We start from the raw sequence: 14,399 nt of genomic DNA on the forward strand, positions 1-14,399 counted from the left end.
TGACAGCAAAGAAGGTGTCAACCTGCTTTGACGGGAATTGAAGCTTTCATCCATGGTGTCCGGCCACCTCGGGCTTCGGCTCCTCCCGGAGGGGGATTCCTGTACACCGCGCACGCCTGCCCCGACTCTGGGGTGCACGCTCCTTAACCGGTTCATGGAAAGGTCCACGAAATGAGACGACAATGCGCGCTGGCATGCGCGGCCGTCCTCACCCTCATCGCGTCGCTTCTGGTCGCCGCGTCCCCCGCCCAGGCCGCCGTGGGCCTGCGGGTCAGCGGCCGCAACATCGTGGAGGCCAACGGCAGCGTCTTCGTCATCCGGGGCACCAGCCACGCGCACACCTGGTACACGACCCAGACGAGCTCGATCGCCAACATCAAGGCCAAGGGCGCCAACGCGGTCCGCGTCGTGCTCAGCGGCGGGCGCTGGCCCGCCAACGGCCCCTCCGACGTCGCCAACGTCATCTCCCTGTGCAAGGCCAGCAAGCTGATCTGCATCCTGGAGAACCACGACACGACCGGCTTCGGCGAGCAGAGCGGCTCGGTCAGCCTCGACGCGGCGGTCGACTACTGGATCTCCCTCCAGAGTGTGCTGACCGGCGAGGAGAACAACGTCATCATCAACATCGGCAACGAGCCGATCGGCAACAACGCGGTGACGCCGGGCTGGACCCAGGCCACCTCGGCCGCCATCCAGCGCATGCGCACCGCCGGCTTCCAGCACCTGCTCATGGTGGACGCCCCCAACTGGGGCCAGGACTGGTCGTTCACGATGCGCGACAACGCCGCGACCGTCGCCGCCGCCGACCCCCAGCGCAACACGGTCTTCTCGGTGCACATGTACGGCGTCTTCGACACCGCCGCCGAGATCACCTCCTACCTGAACGCCTTCCAGACCGCCGGGTTGCCGCTGGTCATCGGCGAGTTCGGGTTCAACCACTCGGACGGCAACCCCGACGAGGACACGATCATGGCCGAGGCCGAGGCCCGCGGGATCGGCTACCTGGGCTGGTCGTGGTCGGGCAACGGCGGCGGCGTCGAGTACCTCGACCAGGTCACCAACTTCAACCCCAACCAGCTGACCTCGTGGGGCACCCGCCTGTTCAACGGCGCGAACGGCATCGCGTCCACGGCCGAGGAGTGCACGATGTGCGGCGGCGGCACCCCGCCGGTCGACACCACCCCGCCGACCACGCCGGGCACCCCGGCGGCGTCGTCGATCACCTCGACCGGCGCCTCGCTCTCGTGGACGGCCTCCACCGACTCGGGCGGCTCGGGCCTGGCCGGGTACAACGTCTACCGCTCCAACGGCACCCAGCTCGGCACCTCCACGACCAACTCGCTGACCCTGACGGGGCTGACGCCCTCGACCGCTTACACGGTTTATGTCCGGGCCCGCGACGGGGCCGGGAACCTGTCGGCCAACTCGTCGTCGGTGACGTTCACGACCAGCGCCGCGCCGTCCGACACCACCGCGCCGACCACCCCGGGCACCCCGACCGTGTCCGGAGTGACGTCGTCGGGCGCGTCGCTGAGCTGGACCGCCTCGACCGACGCCGGCGGGTCAGGGCTGGCCGGGTACAACGTCTACCGCTCCAACGGCACCCAGCTCGCCACCACCACGACCAACTCCGTGACGCTGACCGGGCTGACCGCGTCGACCGCTTACACGGTTTACGTCCGGGCCCGCGACGGGGCCGGGAACCTGTCGGCCAACTCGTCGTCGGTCACGTTCACCACCACCGGCGGCACGTCCGGGGGCTGCACCGCGACCGGGACCGTGCAGAGCCAGTGGGGCAACGGCTACGTCGTCCAGCCGGTGACCGTGACCAACGGGACCACGGCGCGGACCTCGTGGACGGTCACCTTCACGCTGCCCGCCGGGCACACCCTGTCGGGCTCGTGGAACGCCAACGTCAGCGTCTCGGGGCAGACGGTCACCGCGACCAGCATGGGCTACAACGGCACCCTCGGCTCCGGCGCGAGCACGTCGTTCGGGTTCCAGGTGTCGCGGCCCAACGGGAACACCGCGACGGTGACGTCGTACACCTGCGCGTAGGTCTTTCGGAAACGGCACCAATCCGATCGTGGCGATGGGGCGAATAGGCGGGCGAGGACTCCGGCCGGACCCTCCCGAACCGTCCCATCGTCCCGAGAGGACCTCATCGTCATGGAGCTCCGGATCACCCCGCGATCGCTGGTCGCCGTGGGGGTGGCGGGCGCCCTCGCCGCCGCGTCGTTCGTCATCCTCCGGCCGGAGGCCCCGAGCGCCTCCTCGCACCGCGAGGCCCCGCTGATCGCGGGCGACCCGCGCAACGACAACACCGACGTGTACGCCTTCACCAGCCCCGACAAGCAGGACACGGTCACGCTGCTGGCCAACTGGATCCCGTTCGAGGAGCCGAACGGCGGGCCGAACTTCTACTTCTTCGACGTGAACTCGCGCTACAACATCAAGATCGACAACAACGGCGACGCCCGGCCCGACGTCGTCTACCAGTGGACGTTCAAGAACGTCGACAAGCGCGGGAACTCCACGTTCCTCTTCAACAACGGCCCGGTCACGTCGCTGAACGACCCCAACCTGCTGTTCCGGCAGACGTACACGCTCCAGAAGATCACCCACCGCGGCGCGACGGTCATCGGCACCGGGACGGTGGCCCCCAGCAACGCGGGCCGCGCCTCGATGCCCGACTACGCCGCGCTCCGGGCCCAGGCCGTCGACCGCGTCAAGGGCGGCGGCAGGCAGTTCGCCGGCCAGTCGGACGAGGCGTTCTTCCTCGACCTGCGCGTCTTCGACCTGCTCTACGGCGGCGACCTGTCGGAGGTCGGCCAGGACACCACCCGCGGCTACAACGTGCACACGCTCGCGCTGCAGGTGCCCAAGAAGGAGATCGCCCTGCGCGGCGACGTGTCGCGCAACCCGGTCGTCGGGATCTGGGCCACCACCGACAAGTGGTCGCCGAAGGGCTACGTGCAGGTGTCGCGCCTCGGCCAGCCGCTGGTCAACGAGGTCGTCGTGCCGGCGGGCCTCAAGGACGCCTTCAACTCGATCAGCCCCGAGAAGGACGCCTCGATCCCGGAGGTCGTCAAGCGGGTCACCGACCCCGAGCTGCCCAAGCTGCTGGAGGCGATCTACGGCCTGAAGGCGCCCGCGACCCCGCGGAACGACCTGGTCGAGATCTTCCTGACCGGCATCGCCAAGGGCAACGGCCCGATCAAGGCCGACCTCAACTCGCAGACGCTCAACAAGGACGCAGGGAAGCTGCGTCCGGCCGAGATGCTGCGGCTGAACATGGCCGTGCCGGTGACGGCGAACCCGAACCGTCTCGGCGTGCTCGGCGGCGACCTCCAGGGCTTCCCGAACGGTCGGCGGCTGGGCGACGACGTGGTCGACATCGCGCTCCAGGCCATGGCCGGCGCGGCGCAGACCGGCAGGCTGGTGCCCGCGCTGGCGGCCGGCGACAGGGTCGACGCCAACGACCAGCCCGCGCTGTCGACGTTCCCGTACATCCCCGGCCCGAGCAACGTGGCCGTGAACCGGGCCTTCTCCGGCTCCTGATCCCGCCCGGCCGCCGCCGCGCCCCTCTCCGCGGCGGCGCCCCCTTCCTCTTCCTCTGGAGTCCTCGCCATGCGTTTCCTCAAGCGCGGCGGCGTGGCGCTGGCCGGGATCGTCGCCATCACGGCCGCCGCCATGCTCCTCCCGCGTCCCTCCGCCGACGTGACCGCGGTCGCGTCGGACCCGTTGCAGGAACGGCTGCGCCGGCTGCCCGGCGACTACGTCGGCTGGGCCACGCTGGGCTCGGTCTACGTCGACAGGGCCCGGCTGACCGGCGACCCGAGCTGGTACGGCAAGGCCGAACAGGCCGTGGCGAGGTCGTTGCGGGTCCGTCCGGGCAACCCGGCGGGCCTGACCGGCCGGGCCGCCCTGGAGGCCGGCCGCCACGAGTTCACCCGAGCCGCCGCGACCGCGAAGCAGGCCATCGCGGTCAACCCCTACGGCGCTCCGGCCTACGGCGTGCTGGCCGACTCCTACCACCAGCTCGGCCGCTACGCCGAGGCCACCGAGGCGATCGACGACATGATGGGCCTGGCGCCCGGGGTGTCGTCGTTCACCCGCGCCTCCTACGACGCCGAACTGCGCGGCGACCAGACGACCGCGCGCAAGATGCTCGAACACGCCCGGCGCGACGCCTACCAGCCCGCCGACGTCGCCTTCTGCGAGCACTACCTGGGCGAACTCGCGCTCCGCCAGGGCCGCTACGACGAGGCCCGCGCCCACTACGCGAAGGCGCTGACCGCCGACCCGTCCTTCGACCCCGCCCACGCGGGCCTGGCCCGGGTCACCGCCCTGTCGGGCGACCTGGAGCAGGCCGCCTCCCTGTACGCCGCCGTCACCGCCCGCCTGCCCCTCACCCAGACGTTGGTCGAGCAGGGCGAGGTCCTGAAGGCGCTCGGCCGCGCCCCGGGTTGGACGACGCTGACCGCCCAGCGCGAACTGATGCGCCTCAACGGGGTGCGCGACGACCTCACCTGGGCGGAGTTCGAAGCCGACCACGGCTCCCCGGCCGCCGCCGTGACGTACGCGAAGGCCGAATACGCCCGCAACCCCAACGTCGTCGCCGCCGACGCCCTGGCGTGGGCCCTGCACCGCGCGGGCCGCTCCGCCGAGGCGCTCCCCTATTCGGAGGAGGCCACGGCGACCGGCTGGCGCAACGCCCTGGTCATGCACCACCGCGCCGAGATCGAGAAGGCACTGGGCCTGAAGACCCGCTCGGCGTCGCTGGTCCGCGCCTACAACCCCCGGTTCACCCCCGCCCTCCCCGCCCTCCAGAGGTCATCATGAAGATCGTGCCCGCCGTCCTCGCCGGCCTGGCGGCCTTCGTGGCCCTGGCCCCGGCGGCCCTGGCCCATCCGCTGGGCAACTTCACCGTGAACCACTACAACGGCCTGCGCCTGTACGCCACCCACGTGGAGAACACCGCCGTCGTCGACGTGGCCGAACTCCCGACCCTGCAAGGAGACCTCCCGACCTGCGAGAGGGTCGCCGCCGCCCAGACCCTGGAGGTGGACGGCCGCCGGACGGCGTGGCGCGTGGTGGAGAGCGACCTGACCCACCCCGACGGCCAGGGCGGCCTGCAGACCACCCGCCTCGTGTGCGAACTGCGCGCCGATGCGCCCCCGGCCGGGACCATCACCTTCACCGACGCCCACGACGCCGACCGGATCGGCTGGCGCGAGATCACCGTCTCCTCGCGGGAGGTGCGGATCACGCCGCCCGAGGTCCCCGCCACAAGTGTGAGCGACGAACTCCGCGCCTACCCCGACGACCTGCTGTCCTCTCCTCTAGACCAGCGAACGGTGAGCGTGACGGTGAACCCGTCCGGCGTCCTCCCCGTCCCGGCGGGCGTCACCGCCCCCGGGCCGATCGGCGACTGGCTCGACACCCTGGACCGGACCTTCACCGACCTGGTCGGGACCGACGACCTGACCGTGGGGGTGGGCCTGCTGGGGGTGGCGCTGGCCCTGATCCTGGGGGCGGGGCACGCGCTGATCCCGGGCCACGGGAAGACCATCATGGCCGCCTACCTGGCCGGTCGCCGGGGACGGCCCCGGGACGCGCTGGCGGTGGGCTTCACGGTGACGGCCACCCACACGGCGGGGGTGCTGGTCGTGGGGCTGACGTTGACGGCGGTGTCGTCGTTGTCGGGGGACCGGGTGCTGACGTGGCTGGGCGTGGCCAGCGGAGCCCTGGTCACGGCGATCGGCCTCCACCTTCTCCAGACCGCCATAAGAGGCGAGTCCCAAAGCCACGGGCACGGCCACGGCCACGGCCACGGCCACGGCCACGAACCTGAGCATGGACACGGGCATGGACACGGTCTTGGGCACGGGCATGGACACGGCCACGGTCTTGGGCGCGGGCACGCCCATGAGGACGGGGATGACCACCCCCACAACCGGGAGGTGGGCCCCGGTCGGGACCGGTTTTCCGCCCATGCCCACATCGATGCCCCCACACCCAATGCCGAAATTTCGGGACATGCGGTCGCGGTCCTCGACAAGGTGGAATCCTCACCGGCCAAGGCCTCCCGAACAGGCCTGATCGGCATGGGCATCGCCGGAGGCCTGGTCCCCAGCCCGTCGGCGCTGGTGGTCCTCCTGGGCGCGGTCGCCCTCGGCCGGACCTGGTTCGGCGTGGCACTGGTCCTCGCCTACGGCGCCGGCATGGCCGCCACCCTCACGGCCACCGGACTCCTCCTGGTCAGGCTCGCCGACCGCGCGGAGACCCTGCTCGACCTGGGCCGCCTCTCCGCGACGGCCACCCGGCTGGCGCCGATCGCCACCGCTCTGGTCGTCGTCGTGCTGGGCCTTGGCCTGGCGCTCCGTTCACTCGGCTGAGGGCACGGGGTGGTTGGCGTGGATCAAATCGTCGGGGTCGTAGGCGGTCTTGACCGCTCGCAGCCGCGCCGCCGTCTCCGGTGCGTCGAACCGGCCCCGTGACCGTTCCGCGAAGTTGCGGTACCCCGTCGCCGCCTCCCAGGGCGACATCGCCGTCCGGAGTTCGTCCAGAACCGCATGTACAGCCACCACGCTCGCCGCGTCGGGCGTGATCCCCGCCGCGAACAGCGCGAACTCGGCGTCGAGGCCGTCGACGGCGCCGCCTCGGACGGCTCCCGGCCGCAGCGCTCCCCCGAGGTGGCGCAGTTCGACCGACAGCAGGGGCAGGTCGCGGCCGGCGCCGGTCATGCCGAGGAACGCGGCCAGGGCCCCGGACGGCAGGCCCGACAACAACATCCCGTCGCCGGCGGCGGGCACCGGGTAGGGCGGGTCCATGTGCAGGAGGTGGAGGTCGGCGACGGCGGTCGTGCCGAAGGTGTCGAGTTCGGGGGCGAGGGCCCGCAGCGGGGCGAGCAGGGCGTCGGCCTGCGGCGCGGGCAGGTCGCAGACCGCCTCGATCGCCACCAGGGAGCGGCCCCGCAGCGGTTCGGGCAGGTCGGGCAGGGGTGGCAGGCGGAGCATGCGGCCGAGCGAGGTCACCTGGTCGGGCACGTCGTCGACCCAGCGGCGCCAGGCCGAGAGGACCGTCGGGGCCTGCTCGATCGGCCAGGCGAGCAGGCCCGCCTGGGTCTCGGTCATCGGGAAGAGGCGGAACTCCAGGGCCGTCACGATGCCGGCGACACCGCCGCCGCCGCGCAGGGCCCAGAACAGGTCGGGGTGGGTGTCGGCGTCGGCTCTGACGAGGGTGCCGTCGGCCAGGACCACGTCGGCGGCCACCACCTGGTTGGAGGCCAGGCCGTGGGAGCGGGCGAACCACGACACGCCGCCGCCGAGGGTGTAGCCGACGACGCCGACGTCCGCGGCGCTTCCGGCCAGGGCCATCAGGCCGTATTTGGCGGCGGCGTCGGTGACCTGGAGCCAGCGCGCCCCGGCGCCGACGCGGGCGATCCTGGTCAGCGGGTCGATGGCGATCTCGCCGAGGAGGTCGGTGCGCAGCAGGACGGTGCGGTTCAGCTCGCCCAGCGGGGCCGCGTTGTGGCCGGTGCCCTGGGGGGCCACGCGCAGGCCCGCCCGGCGGGCGGCCAGGACGGTCGCGGAGACGTCCTGGGCCGAGGCGGCGAAGACGACGGCCGCGGGCTGCTGGTCGACGGCGAGTTGCCAGGCCATCCGGGCGGTGTGCCAGTCGGGGTCGTGCGGGAGCACCAGGCGTCCGTGCAGTTCGCCGGTGAAGTCCATGAAGAGCCAACTCCTTAGGAAGGTGATCGGCTCAGACCATAGAAATCCGGCTATGTCCCCATCTGCGGCTAATTACGGACAGTGCACCTTGCCACTCACCAGTCGGTGTCGCCCTCCTCGGGGCGGCGCAGGCGGATGTCCTCGGCCCAGGCCAGCGCCCAGGCGCGGATCTCGCGGGGCAGCGGCATCATCTCGGCCGCGTCCAGGCGGTCGGCCAGTTCCTCGGCCGCGAAGTCGTCGAGGTGGGCGCGGCCCATGGTCTCGAGCTCCCGGTACGAGTAGAGCGCCCGCACCGAGGCCACGTTCACCACGTCTTCGGCGGTGCCGCGTTCGTGCAGGTCGCGCATGGCCAGCCCGGCGGCGTCGAGCAGCGAGACCACCGGGGTGCCGTCGATCTCCTCGACGGGCTCGGCCAGGTGCTCGCGGAGCAGGTCGACGGCGCAGGTCTGCTCGGTGACGGGGTCGTGCGCGGTCAGCCGGGTCGCGCGCGCCGAGATCTCCTCGACCGCGACGTCGAAACCGGCCCGGTGCAGCGACTCGGTCGCGTGCCAGGCCGGTTCGACGAGCTTGACGGTGGTGGCCAGCCGCAGTTCGCCCGTGCCGGCGTCGGGGTGCGCCGCGCGCATGCCGTGCAGGCGGAGCGCCGGCCCTCCGATGAGGGCCAGGTCGAGGCGCGCGGGGCGGATGGCGGCCAGGATGCGGTCGGGAAAGACGCCCAGGAAGGTCACCCGCCCAAGTATCACCGGTACCTGCGGCGGATCTCGTTGGCGACGGCCCGGATGCGGTCCTGGGTGCGGAGCAGTTTCGCCTCGGCCTGCTCGGTGCGGCCCGCGGCCACCATCCGGCGGTCGCCGGTGCGCCGCCCGATCTCCTGCTTGGCTCTGGCCTTCATCTCACGGAGTTTCGCGTAGAGTCCCATGGCCTTGCGGACTGCCCGATCAAGGGCCCGCCTAACCCATGTGCCGTCCCGACACGAACTCCTGCACGGCGATCTTCGCCTTGATGACCGGACGCCGCCAGCGCTCCTCCCGGTGCAGCGCCTTGGCGAGTTTGCCGGGCCGGCCCCCGTAGAACCAGCGGGCCCACGGCGATCCGGGGCGGGCGAGGCGGACCGCGCCGACGTACCCGAAGACCGGCACGAACACCCCGAGCAGGCCCGACCAGATCTTCCCCTTGAGCAGCGTGACGACGGCGAACACCAGGTTGACGACCAGGACTAGGACGGCGAGCCAGAAGTCGCCGGTGACGTCGTCCCACCCCAGCGGCCGGGCCCCCAGGAGCAGCAGGCCCGTCACGGCGATGGCGACGAAGACGGCGTCGACCGAGGTGCGGCCCGCCTCGGCCCAGTAGACGTCGCGCAGGTGCAGGAGCAGCGCGAACTCGTCGAGGACGAGCCCCGACCCGATCCCGAACAGCGCCGCCGTGACGGCGATCCAGCCCTCGGCGGCCGGGCCGAGCAGCAGCGCGGTCACGCCGCTGGCCATCATCAGGATCACGCCGAACACGACGTGGTGGACGTGCGTCTCGCCCACGCTGACGTTCTTGAACCACCACCGGGCCTGGGCCCGGATCAGCCGCACGTTGATGCGCGTGAAGACGAACGTCACGATCAACGCCACGAAGAAGCAGAACAGCGGCAGCCGGTGGGTGTCGACCACGGCCCGCTGGAAAACCTCACCCATCGGCACGCCCCCCGGGCCGACTCTACCCAGGTGATCTCCTCAGGCCAGGAACCCGCGCAGCAGCGCGGCCGTCCCTTCGAGGTGCTCGGCCACCGCCCGCGAGGCGCCGTCGGGGTCGCCCGCCAGGATCGCCGACACGATCGCCTGGTGCTGCACGGCCGCGTGGGCGATGTTCGGCCCGAGCACCGGAATGGCGTTGAGCAGGTCGGTGACCCGCAGCCGCGCGTCGGCGCACGCCGCGGCGAGCAGCGGCGAGCCGGTCAGTTCGGCGATCGACAGGTGGAAGGCGGTGTCGAGCCGCCGGTAGTCGGCGGGGGCGGCGTCGTTCACCTCCGACAGGCGGCGCAGCAGCACGGCCCGCTGGGACGGGTCGAGGCTCGTGGTGGCCAGGATCTGCGCGGCGCCGCACTCGACGGCCATCCGGAAGGTCAGCGCGTCGGCCAGGTCGCCCGCGCCCATCTGGTTGACCGCCTCGGCGAGGTCGCCGTCCGACGGGTCGGGCGGCCGGTAGAGGACGAACGCGCCACCGTAGCGTCCGCGCCGCACGTCGAGGTAGCCGGCCTCCTGCAGCGACCGGATCGCCTCGCGCAGGGTGACGCGGCTGATGCCCAGGTGGACGGCGAGATCACGCTCCGACGGCAGCCGCTCCCCATGGGGGACGACCCCCAGCTTGATGGCCTGGAGCAGGCGTTCGACGGTCTCCTCGAACGCGTTCCCGGCCCGGACCGGACGCAACAGAGATCCGAGTTGTGTTTCTTTCACCCCACCCTCCCCAGTTGGGCTTCCCATTGGTATTTTTTCATACCGTAGAAGGTGAGGCGCGGTGTGCTGACGGTCGACGAACTACGGGCAGAGGTGCAGGCGGGCCGGATCGACACCGTCCTGCTCGCCGTGACGGACATGCAGGGCCGACTCCAGGGCAAACGCCTGTCGGCGCGGCACTTTCTCGACGAGGTCCTCCACCACGCCGCCGAGGGCTGCAACTACCTGCTGGCCGTCGACGTGGAGATGAACACGGTCGGTGGATATGCGATGTCGTCGTGGGAGCACGGCTACGGCGACTTCGTCATGAAACCCGACCTGGCCACGCTGAGACGGGTCCCGTGGCAGGAGGGCACCGCTCTCCTGCTGGCCGACCTGGTCTGGGAGGACGGCTCCGACGTCGTCCCGAGCCCCCGGCAGATCCTGAAGCGGCAGACCGCCCGGCTGGCCGAACGCGGCTGGACCGCCTTCGTCGGCACCGAACTGGAGTTCTGCGTCTACCGCACCAGCTACGAGGACGCCTGGCGATCCGGCTACCGCGACCTCGTCCCCGGCAACCTCTACAACGTCGACTACTCCCTGCTCGGCACGGCCCGGGTGGAACCGCTGCTGCGCCGCATCCGTCTCAGCATGGAGGGCGCCGGCCTGTACGTGGAGTCGGCCAAGGGCGAATGCAACCTTGGTCAACATGAGATCGCTTTCAAGTACGCCGACGCCCTCACCACCTGCGACAACCACTCCGTCTACAAGAACGGGGCCAAGGAGATCGCGGCCGAGGAGGGCATGTCCCTCACGTTCATGGCCAAGCCGAACCAGCGCGAGGGCAACTCCTGCCACGTCCACATCTCGCTGAGAGACGCCGACGGCACGCCGGTGATGGCCGGCGACGGCCCCCACGGCCTGTCGAAGACCGGCGAGCACTTCATCGCCGGCCAGCTCAGGGCCATGCGCGAGTTCACCCTCCTGTACGCCCCCAACATCAACTCCTACAAGCGCTTCGTGGCCGGCTCCTTCGCCCCCACGGCCGTCAAGTGGGGCGTGGACAACCGCACCTGCTCGCTGCGCCTGGTCGGCCACGGCGGCTCGCTCCGCATCGAGAACCGGGTGCCCGGCGGCGACGTCAACCCCTACCTGGCCGTCTCGGCCCTCATCGCGGCGGGCCTGGCGGGCATCGACGACGAACTCCCGCTGGAGGAGGCCTTCACCGGCAACGCCTACGCCTCGGGCGCCGACACGGTCCCCTCGACGCTGCGTGACGCGCTGGCGGTGTTCGAGGGCTCTACGCTCGCCAGGGACGCCTTCGGCGACGAGGTCGTCGACCACTACGCGAACAACGCCCGGGTCGAGCTGGCCGCCTTCGACGCGGCGGTCACCGACTGGGAGCTCTATCGGGGGTTCGAACGGCTGTGAAGATCATCAACCCGGCCACGGAGCAGGTCCTGGCCGACGTGGAGCTGGCCGACCCCGCCGAGGTCGACCGAGTGGTCGAGCGGGCACGAAGGGCGTACCGGACCTGGAAGGAGGTCGCGCCCGGCGAGCGGGCCCGCCTGTTGCGCGCCTTCGCCACGCTGGTCGAGGAGCACGCCGAGGAGCTCGCGCGGCTGGAGATCGCCAACGCCGGGCACACCGTGGGCAACGCCCGCTGGGAGGCCGGCAACATCCGCGACGTGCTGAACTTCTACGCCGGGGCGCCCGAGCGCAACCACGGCAAGCAGATCCCGGTGCCCGGCGGCGTCGACCTCACCTTCCAGGAGCCGCTGGGCGTGGTCGGGATCATCGTGCCGTGGAACTTCCCGATGGTGATCATGATGTGGGGCGCGGCCCCGGCGCTCGCGGCGGGCAACACCGTCGTCGTGAAGCCCGCCGAGTGGACCCCGATGACCGCGTCGCGGCTATCTGAGCTGGCTCTCGCAGCCGGTCTCCCCGAGGGGGTGCTCCAGGTCGTGCCCGGCGCGGGAGAGGTCGCGGGCGCCCGCCTGGTCGAGCACCCCGACGTCGCCAAGATCGTGTTCACGGGGTCGACCGAGGTCGGCAAGCTGATCGCGGAGCGGGCGGCGCGGCAGGTCAAACGGGTGACGCTGGAACTGGGCGGCAAGTCCGCCAACATCGTGTTCGCCGATTCCGACCTGGAGAAGGCCGCCGCGTCGGCCCCGATGGCCGTCTTCGACAACAGCGGCCAGGACTGCTGCGCCCGATCGCGCATCCTGGTGGAGCGTTCCGTCCACGACGAGTTCCTCGCCCGGCTCACCGAGGCCGTGAAGGCGATCAGGACGGGCGACCCCACGGCTGAGGACACCCAGATGGGCCCGCTGGTCAGCGCCGAACACCTCGCCCGGGTGCGCTCCTACGTGTCGGACCCTTACTTCCAGGGCAGTTGCCCCGAAGGCCCCGGCTACTGGTTCCCGCCGACGATCCTCACCGGCGACGACGACCCGGCCTACCGCGACGAGGTCTTCGGCCCGGTCGTGTCGGTGGTCCCGTTCGACGACGAGCACGACGCCGTCGCCAGGGCCAACGACACGCCCTACGGCCTGTCGGGCTCCATCTGGACCCGCGACGTCGGCCGGGCGTTCCGGGTCGCGCGCGCCGTCGAGGCGGGGAACCTCAGCGTCAACTCCCACTCGTCGGTGCGCTACTGGACGCCCTTCGGCGGCTTCAAGCAGTCGGGCCTGGGCCGTGAGCTCGGCCCCGACGCGCTGGCCGCCTTCACCGAGACCAAGAACGTCTTCATCGCAACGGATTAGGAACCACATGCAACGCTTGCAGGACCGGGTCGCCGTCATCACCGGCGCCGCCGGGGGAATCGGGCTGGCGACCGCGCGCCGGTTCGCCGAGGAGGGCGCCAAACTCGTCCTCGCCGACCTCGACGAGGAGGCGGGCCGCAGCGCCGCCGAGGAGGTCGGCGGCCTGTTCGTCAGGGCCGACGTGTCCCAGGAAGACGACGTGGTCCGGATGTTCGCCACGGCGTTCGCCGAGTTTGGCAGCGTCGACATCGCGTTCAACAACGCCGGGATCTCCCCCGCCGACGACGACTCGATCCTGACCACCGGCATGGACGCCTGGCGGCGCGTGCAGGAGGTCAACCTGACCAGCGTCTACCTGTGCTGCAAGCACGCGATCCCCTACATGCAACGACAGGGCAAGGGGTCGATCATCAACACCGCCTCGTTCGTGGCGGTCATGGGGTCGGCGACCTCGCAGATCTCCTACACCGCGTCCAAGGGCGGGGTGCTGGCGATGACCCGTGAGCTGGGCGTGCAGTTCGCGCGCGAGGGCATCCGGGTCAACGCGTTGTGCCCCGGCCCGGTCGACACGCCGCTGTTGCGCGAGTTGTTCGCCAAGGACCCCGAGCGGGCGCAGCGCCGTCTGGTGCACGTGCCGCTCGGCCGGTTCGCGCGGGCCGAGGAGATCGCCGCCGCCGTGGCGTTCCTGGCCTCCGACGACGCGTCGTTCGTCACCGCCGCCGAGTTCCTCGTCGACGGCGGCATCTCCGGGGCGTACGTGACGCCCCTGTGAGGCCCGTGATCGGTATCACGTGTTACGCCGAACCCGCGCGTTTCACGGTCTGGGACACCCCCGCGGCCCTGCTGCCGTGGGACTACGTCAGGCACGTCGAACGGGCCGGCGGGCAGCCGGTGATCCTGCCGCCCGCCGGCGACCCGGGCGAGCTCGTCGACCGTCTCGACGGCCTGATCCTGGCCGGGGGCGGCGACATCGACCCCGGCCGTTACGGCGGCGTGCGGCACCCGAGGACGGGACACGTCAGGGACTTCCGCGACGACGCCGAGTTCTCCCTCGTCAAGGCCGCGCTCCAGGCCCGCATTCCGCTGCTGGGCATCTGCCGGGGCCTCCAGGTGCTCAACGTGGCGCTGGGCGGCACGCTGGTCCAGCACCTGCCCGACGTGTGCGGCACCGACCGCCACTCCCCCGCGCCGGGCGTCTACGGCCGGGTCCCGGTACGTCTGGAGGAGCCGCTGCGACGGCTCTACGGCACCGGGGAGATCACGCCCGCCCACTACCACCACCAGGCCGTCGACCGCCTGGCGCCGGGCCTGGAACCGATCGCCCGCGCCGACGACGGCACGATCGAGGCCGTCAGGCTCGACGACACCGTGTGGGCGGTGCAGTGGCATCCGGAGGCCGACGAGGAGGCGCCGGTGTTCGGGTCGTTCGTCACCCGCGCCGGGTTTCGTCCGGCCATACGGGGCAGATAGGCTGA

Annotated in this window: 13 protein-coding genes; 8 read left to right on the forward strand and 5 right to left on the reverse strand. The window is 71.4% G+C overall.

All coding sequences use genetic code 11. The features are described 5' to 3' along the window. The first annotated feature begins 171 nt into the window (after positions 1 to 171). The 4 genes from QSK34_RS30170 to QSK34_RS30185 all read left to right on the forward strand — a co-directional run bounded on the left by QSK34_RS30170 (position 172) and on the right by QSK34_RS30185 (position 6,401). Positions 172 to 2,058, forward strand: coding sequence for a cellulase family glycosylhydrolase (locus QSK34_RS30170; RefSeq protein ID WP_285589021.1), 1,887 nt, complete (start codon positions 172 to 174; stop codon positions 2,056 to 2,058). A gap of 111 nt (positions 2,059 to 2,169) precedes the next feature. Then, complete coding sequence (locus QSK34_RS30175) at positions 2,170 to 3,561, forward strand: DUF4331 domain-containing protein (RefSeq protein WP_285589023.1); 1,392 nt, start codon at positions 2,170 to 2,172, stop codon at positions 3,559 to 3,561. 69 nt (positions 3,562 to 3,630) lie between these two features. After that, positions 3,631 to 4,845 (forward strand): tetratricopeptide repeat protein, encoded by a 1,215-nt coding sequence (locus tag QSK34_RS30180; protein ID WP_285589025.1) that lies wholly within the window; start codon positions 3,631 to 3,633, stop codon positions 4,843 to 4,845. Next, the gene (locus QSK34_RS30185; RefSeq protein WP_285589026.1) at positions 4,842 to 6,401 is read left to right on the forward strand and encodes a nickel/cobalt transporter; all 1,560 of its coding nucleotides are present in this window, start codon (positions 4,842 to 4,844) and stop codon (positions 6,399 to 6,401) included. Before QSK34_RS30180 ends, QSK34_RS30185 begins: the two co-directional genes overlap by 4 nt. On the opposite strand, the gene QSK34_RS30190 is transcribed toward QSK34_RS30185, so the two are convergent. From QSK34_RS30190 to QSK34_RS30210, 5 genes are all read right to left on the reverse strand, one after another. Beyond that, on the reverse strand, positions 6,390 to 7,736 hold the full coding sequence (locus QSK34_RS30190; protein ID WP_285589028.1) for an FAD-binding oxidoreductase: 1,347 nt from the start codon (positions 7,734 to 7,736) through the stop codon (positions 6,390 to 6,392). The two genes, QSK34_RS30185 and QSK34_RS30190, sit on opposite strands and share 12 nt — an antisense overlap. Before the next feature lie 95 nt (positions 7,737 to 7,831). Then, positions 7,832 to 8,464 carry a hypothetical protein gene (locus QSK34_RS30195; RefSeq protein WP_285589030.1) on the reverse strand — a complete coding sequence of 211 codons (633 nt, stop codon included), beginning with the start codon at positions 8,462 to 8,464 and terminating at the stop codon, positions 7,832 to 7,834. Between the two features lie 11 nt (positions 8,465 to 8,475). After that, positions 8,476 to 8,628 (reverse strand): CsbD family protein, encoded by a 153-nt coding sequence (locus QSK34_RS30200; RefSeq protein ID WP_202610320.1) that lies wholly within the window; start codon positions 8,626 to 8,628, stop codon positions 8,476 to 8,478. 58 nt (positions 8,629 to 8,686) lie between these two features. Next, positions 8,687 to 9,418 (reverse strand): hypothetical protein, encoded by a 732-nt coding sequence (locus QSK34_RS30205; RefSeq protein ID WP_161481302.1) that lies wholly within the window; start codon positions 9,416 to 9,418, stop codon positions 8,687 to 8,689. Positions 9,419 to 9,457: 39 nt separating this feature from the next. Further along, entirely contained in the window at positions 9,458 to 10,207 is a 750-nt protein-coding gene (locus QSK34_RS30210; RefSeq protein WP_285589033.1) for a FadR/GntR family transcriptional regulator, read from the reverse strand. A gap of 39 nt (positions 10,208 to 10,246) precedes the next feature. Between QSK34_RS30210 and QSK34_RS30215 the strand changes: the two genes are divergently transcribed. From QSK34_RS30215 to QSK34_RS30230, 4 genes are read left to right on the forward strand one after another with little or no spacing between them, the layout of a single operon-like run. Beyond that, the gene (locus tag QSK34_RS30215) at positions 10,247 to 11,590 is read left to right on the forward strand and encodes a glutamine synthetase family protein (protein WP_202610370.1); all 1,344 of its coding nucleotides are present in this window, start codon (positions 10,247 to 10,249) and stop codon (positions 11,588 to 11,590) included. Next, positions 11,587 to 12,924 carry an aldehyde dehydrogenase family protein gene (locus QSK34_RS30220; RefSeq protein WP_285589034.1) on the forward strand — a complete coding sequence of 446 codons (1,338 nt, stop codon included), beginning with the start codon at positions 11,587 to 11,589 and terminating at the stop codon, positions 12,922 to 12,924. The genes QSK34_RS30215 and QSK34_RS30220 overlap by 4 nt, the downstream gene beginning before the upstream one ends. Before the next feature lie 7 nt (positions 12,925 to 12,931). Continuing rightward, positions 12,932 to 13,696, forward strand: a complete 765-nt coding sequence (locus QSK34_RS30225; protein WP_285589037.1) for a 3-oxoacyl-ACP reductase — start codon at positions 12,932 to 12,934, stop codon at positions 13,694 to 13,696. A 5-nt stretch (positions 13,697 to 13,701) separates the two neighbouring features. Further along, entirely contained in the window at positions 13,702 to 14,394 is a 693-nt protein-coding gene (locus tag QSK34_RS30230) for a gamma-glutamyl-gamma-aminobutyrate hydrolase family protein (RefSeq protein ID WP_285589039.1), read from the forward strand. The last annotated feature ends 5 nt before the right edge of the window (positions 14,395 to 14,399 follow it).

It is taken from the genome of Herbidospora sp. NBRC 101105, from assembly GCF_030269205.1.
GTDB classification, from domain to species: domain Bacteria; phylum Actinomycetota; class Actinomycetes; order Streptosporangiales; family Streptosporangiaceae; genus Herbidospora; species Herbidospora solisilvae.

Excerpts from the sequence above, each read along its gene's own strand:
- QSK34_RS30170 (WP_285589021.1), top strand. The coding sequence starts at position 172 with ATGAGACGACAATGCGCGCTGGCATGCGCGGCCGTCCTCACCCTCATC.
- QSK34_RS30175 (WP_285589023.1), top strand. The coding sequence starts at position 2,170 with ATGGAGCTCCGGATCACCCCGCGATCGCTGGTCGCCGTGGGGGTGGCG.
- QSK34_RS30180 (WP_285589025.1), top strand. The coding sequence starts at position 3,631 with ATGCGTTTCCTCAAGCGCGGCGGCGTGGCGCTGGCCGGGATCGTCGCC.
- QSK34_RS30185 (WP_285589026.1), top strand. The coding sequence starts at position 4,842 with ATGAAGATCGTGCCCGCCGTCCTCGCCGGCCTGGCGGCCTTCGTGGCC.
- QSK34_RS30190 (WP_285589028.1), bottom strand. The coding sequence starts at position 7,736 with ATGGACTTCACCGGCGAACTGCACGGACGCCTGGTGCTCCCGCACGAC.
- QSK34_RS30200 (WP_202610320.1), bottom strand. The coding sequence starts at position 8,628 with ATGAAGGCCAGAGCCAAGCAGGAGATCGGGCGGCGCACCGGCGACCGC.
- QSK34_RS30205 (WP_161481302.1), bottom strand. The coding sequence starts at position 9,418 with ATGGGTGAGGTTTTCCAGCGGGCCGTGGTCGACACCCACCGGCTGCCG.
- QSK34_RS30210 (WP_285589033.1), bottom strand. The coding sequence starts at position 10,207 with ATGGGAAGCCCAACTGGGGAGGGTGGGGTGAAAGAAACACAACTCGGA.
- QSK34_RS30225 (WP_285589037.1), top strand. The coding sequence starts at position 12,932 with ATGCAACGCTTGCAGGACCGGGTCGCCGTCATCACCGGCGCCGCCGGG.